4 protein-coding genes are annotated in these 3,567 nt (G+C 72.4%); 2 read left to right on the top strand and 2 right to left on the bottom strand.

Going from position 1 to position 3,567, the window contains the following annotated elements:
* On the top strand, positions 1-858 hold an 858-nt coding region (locus WMK75_RS18620; RefSeq protein ID WP_347269071.1), incomplete at its 5' end, for an AraC family transcriptional regulator.
* A 50-nt stretch (positions 859-908) separates the two neighbouring features.
* On the opposite strand, the gene WMK75_RS18615 is transcribed toward WMK75_RS18620, so the two are convergent.
* The gene (locus WMK75_RS18615; protein ID WP_347269070.1) at positions 909-2,021 is read right to left on the bottom strand and encodes a hypothetical protein; all 1,113 of its coding nucleotides are present in this window, start codon (positions 2,019-2,021) and stop codon (positions 909-911) included.
* Between the two features lie 114 nt (positions 2,022-2,135).
* Positions 2,136-2,762: a hypothetical protein gene (locus WMK75_RS18610; protein WP_347269069.1), complete on the bottom strand. Its 627-nt coding sequence runs from the start codon at positions 2,760-2,762 to the stop codon at positions 2,136-2,138.
* A gap of 421 nt (positions 2,763-3,183) precedes the next feature.
* Between WMK75_RS18610 and WMK75_RS18605 the strand changes: the two genes are divergently transcribed.
* The coding region (locus WMK75_RS18605; protein WP_347269068.1) for a hypothetical protein at positions 3,184-3,567 on the top strand (384 nt) is incomplete at its 3' end.

Genomic DNA, 3,567 nt, shown 5'->3' with positions numbered 1-3,567 from the left:
CTCGACCGGTTCAGCGTCCGGGCACGTCAGTTCCACACCGGTGCGCTGTGCGGGCTGCGGCGGTTCGACGTCGTCCCCGGTCGCGGCTTCCTGCACATCCTGCGCGCCGGCGAACTCACCGTCCTCGACGGTCCCGGCCGCTCGCCCCGAGTGCTCACCGAACCGAGCCTGTTGTTCTACCCGCGTCCGCACGAACACGTCTTCAGCACCGCCGCCGCCGGGGTGGAACTCGCCTGCGCCGCGCTCGAGTTCGACGGTGCGGAGGACAATCCGCTGGTCCGGGCGCTCCCGGACGTGCTCACCGTGCCGATCGGCGAGGTCTCCGGGCTGGATCGTGCGCTGGAGCTGCTGTTTCACGAGATCGACGAGTTCCGCTGCGGGCATCGGCACGTCGCGGACCGGCTGTTCGAGATCACCCTGATCAAGCTGCTGCGCTGGCTGTTCGACCATCCCCACCGGGTGGGCCTGCCCCCGGGACTGCTCGGCGGCATGGCCGACCCGCGGATCGCCCGCGCCCTGGCGGCCGTCCACGCCGATCCCGGCCACCCCTGGACGCTGGCCGAACTGGGCCGGACGGCGCAGATGTCGCGCAGCGCCTTCGCGGCGCGGTTCACCGAGGTGGTCGGCAGCAGCCCCCTCGACTACCTCACCGGGTGGCGGATCATGGTGGGTCAACAACTGCTCCGCCGCGGACATCCGGTCGCCCGGGTGGCCGCCGAGCTGGGCTATACCGGCAGCTCGTTCTCGCGGGTCTTCACCCAGCGGGTCGGCTGTTCACCGCGGACCTGGCTGGCCGGGGCGGACGCGCGACCCGCGTCATCCGGGCGCGCTCGACCCGCGTCCGTCGCAGGTCGATGACGATCGGCTGACCGAGCGGAGAACCGCAGGCGTCGGCCCGGGAGGAGACGTCATTCGCCGGTGGGCGCGATCAGCCGCCAGGACAGCGGCAGCTCCGCGCCCGCGCGATTCAACGCCGGGTCGACCGTGAAGCCGAACCGGTCGTCGCCGGCCAGCACCAGCAGGGTCTCCAGCGGCACCGGGAAGGCCCTGGTGGTGGCGTCCGCACGCCGGCTCGTGTGCGTGATCACCAGCTGTCCGCCCGGGATCGCTCGACTCACCCGAACGGTGGCGGGGTACTCCTCGGGCACGTCGAACTGCCAGGCGACGGCCAGCTCGCCCCGCTTCTCGCAGGCATCCATGCCCCGGCAGGGAGGCATCTTCGTGGTCACCGCCGCGGTGACCCGCTCGCTGTCGCCGCCCCCGAGGTAGAGGGTGCCGGTGACGCCGGGTTCCCCCGAGCCGCCGACGGTGCCCCACCCGCAGGTGCCGCGGACCCGTTCGGCGATCAGGGCGACGAACGCCCCGGGCGTCGGTGGCTGGGGCTGCTCCGCGGATCGTGGCGGCGCGGTGGCCAACGGCGCCAGCGGCGCCGAGGAGCAGGTCGGATCGTCGGTCCACGGGGTCGTCGTATCCAGCTGCCCGGCCACCGTGGCGGCGTCCGCACGGGGATCCTTCGCCAGGGCGATCAGGGTGCTCACCTCCTCGGGCAGCTCACCCCGACGCGGATCCGTCGGCAGCCGCACGTTGCCCAGCGCAGCGGTCACCACGCCGTTCGCCCGCGGCGAGGCCACCCAGACGGCGTCCAGCTCCGGTTGCCAGCCCATCCGGACGCCGTCGCGCGCCATGCACTGCACGGGAGGCGTTCCCGTTCCCGCATCGCGGCACGTGTCGTCGTCGCTCGCCCACCACGGTCCGTTCCGGTCGTAGGTCAGCCGCACGTCGCGGGTCGGCGCCCACGGCTCGGCACCGTAGAGGACCACGGCCTCGGCGTCGCCGCCGGCGTACGCGCTCATGCCGGCACCGAAATGCGCCTCGACCAGCGCTGCCAGCGCGCGGGCGGTCACCGGTTCCGGGGTGGGCGAGGCGGCCGGCTGCGGACCGGAGGAGCATCCGACCAGGGCCATGAGCAGCGACAGGGCGAGGCCGGCGAGGCGGCGTCGCCGTCCACGGGGATGTTTCATGCCGCGAGTGTAGGGAGCGAGCAAAGGTGTCGTGGCGGCACGGCGGCCACCGACACCGCAGAGGTCCGGCGGGCACCGAGTTCGACCGGCGCCGCCCAGCGGCGGGGCGCACCCCTACCACCCGGTCGGTTCCGCGAAGGGCGCGTACGAGCGGTACCGATCACGGTCGGGCCGGCGTCCGCGCACCCAGTAGCTGGCGTGGGCCCAGGCGGCGTCCGCGGCGATGGAGAACGGCGAGGCTCGGACGGCCTTCCGGGCACGCAGCTCGATCAGGTCCTCGATCAGGTCGTCGGCCTCCAGTCGCGGCATCAGCCGGGAGAGCACCGCGGCCTCGTCGTCCCCGCCGGAGGCGAGCAGCGCGTAGGCGATGGCTACCGCGTCGTCCGCGGTGAGCCCATCCAGGCCGTTGTGCACGATCTCCTTCCGGACGATCGGCGCCGGGGGAGGAGTCAATCGCATCTCGGCCTGCCAGTCGTACGCCGGGTCGGCCAGGGCCGTCCGCAGCACGGGCAGCAGCTGATCGGCCAGGCAGCCCCGCTGGGGCAGCGGGACCAGCCGGCGCAGGCGCTGCCAGACCGAGCTCTCGACGCGCCCGACGCGCTCGGCCAGCGCGGGAACGTCGAGTCCCTCGCGGATGCCCTCGACGAGCAGCTCGTAGTCGAGCGTCTCCCACAGCCTTCCCGATCGCTTCGGCTTCGCGGCGCGGGGCGTGGGCTGGAACAGCGGCGTGACGGACTCCATGGACGGCACCTTTCGACTCGGTGGCGCCAGCCTGCCCGGCGGGTGTTGTCACAGGTGCTGTCCGGGGGACCTCGAATGTTGTCCGTCCGCCATCTGGGTTCTTATAGGACACTAGGTAAGTCTTACCTAAATACCATAGGATGATTTGGTCGGGACGAGGACCGGTGACCCTGGGAACCGTCCCGTATGTTCACCCACGCACAAGGAGTACCCACGTGGCAACTGCCCTCGAACCGCTGGCGACGCAGCACCGTCGTCGGCCGTCGTCGCGGCACGGCATCGGCCGCGCCGGAGCGATCCTGGTCGCGGCCGCCCTCGGCCTCGGCGCACTGTCGATGCCCGCCCGGGCCGTCACCGGGAGTGCCACGACGGCGCCACCGCCACCGGTCCGGACGCCGTCGTCGTCGGCAAGGCGATCCGGGTGTCGGGCACGGGCTGGATCTCCCCAGAGGCCGCCGGTGGCGGTGGTTCGGTGATCGGGGTGAAGCTGGACGACAGCGTCCTCACGCCGAAGGTGTCCCCGGTCAACCCGATCGACGGCCTGCCGAACACGCGGGTCTGGGCGATCGTTCAGGCGAACGCCGACGGCAGCTGGCAGGTCGACCTACCGTTCCCGACCACGGCCAACGCCAAGGCCGAGAGCGGCTTCGTCGCGGCCGACTGGGTGGCCGGGACCAACCACAACGTCCGCCTGCTGACCGGTTCGCTCAAGCCCAACGACACGATTCGCAGCGTGTCGCTGCCGTTCACGGTGACGCTGCCCCCGGTGAGCGGCGCCACCCCGAAGATCAGCGGAACCGCGACC

This window comes from Paracoccus sp. (in: a-proteobacteria) (assembly GCF_039808215.1).
Lineage (GTDB): Bacteria > Pseudomonadota > Alphaproteobacteria > Rhodobacterales > Rhodobacteraceae > Paracoccus.
The sequence above is the reverse complement of the archived record's forward strand: the minus strand, read 5'-3'. Positions and strand labels throughout refer to the sequence as shown.

What these genes read in the sequence shown, in the direction of transcription:
- WMK75_RS18615 (WP_347269070.1), bottom strand. Translation starts at nt 2,021, where the DNA reads ATGAAACATCCCCGTGGACGGCGACGCCGCCTCGCCGGCCTCGCCCTG.
- WMK75_RS18610 (WP_347269069.1), bottom strand. Translation starts at nt 2,762, where the DNA reads ATGGAGTCCGTCACGCCGCTGTTCCAGCCCACGCCCCGCGCCGCGAAG.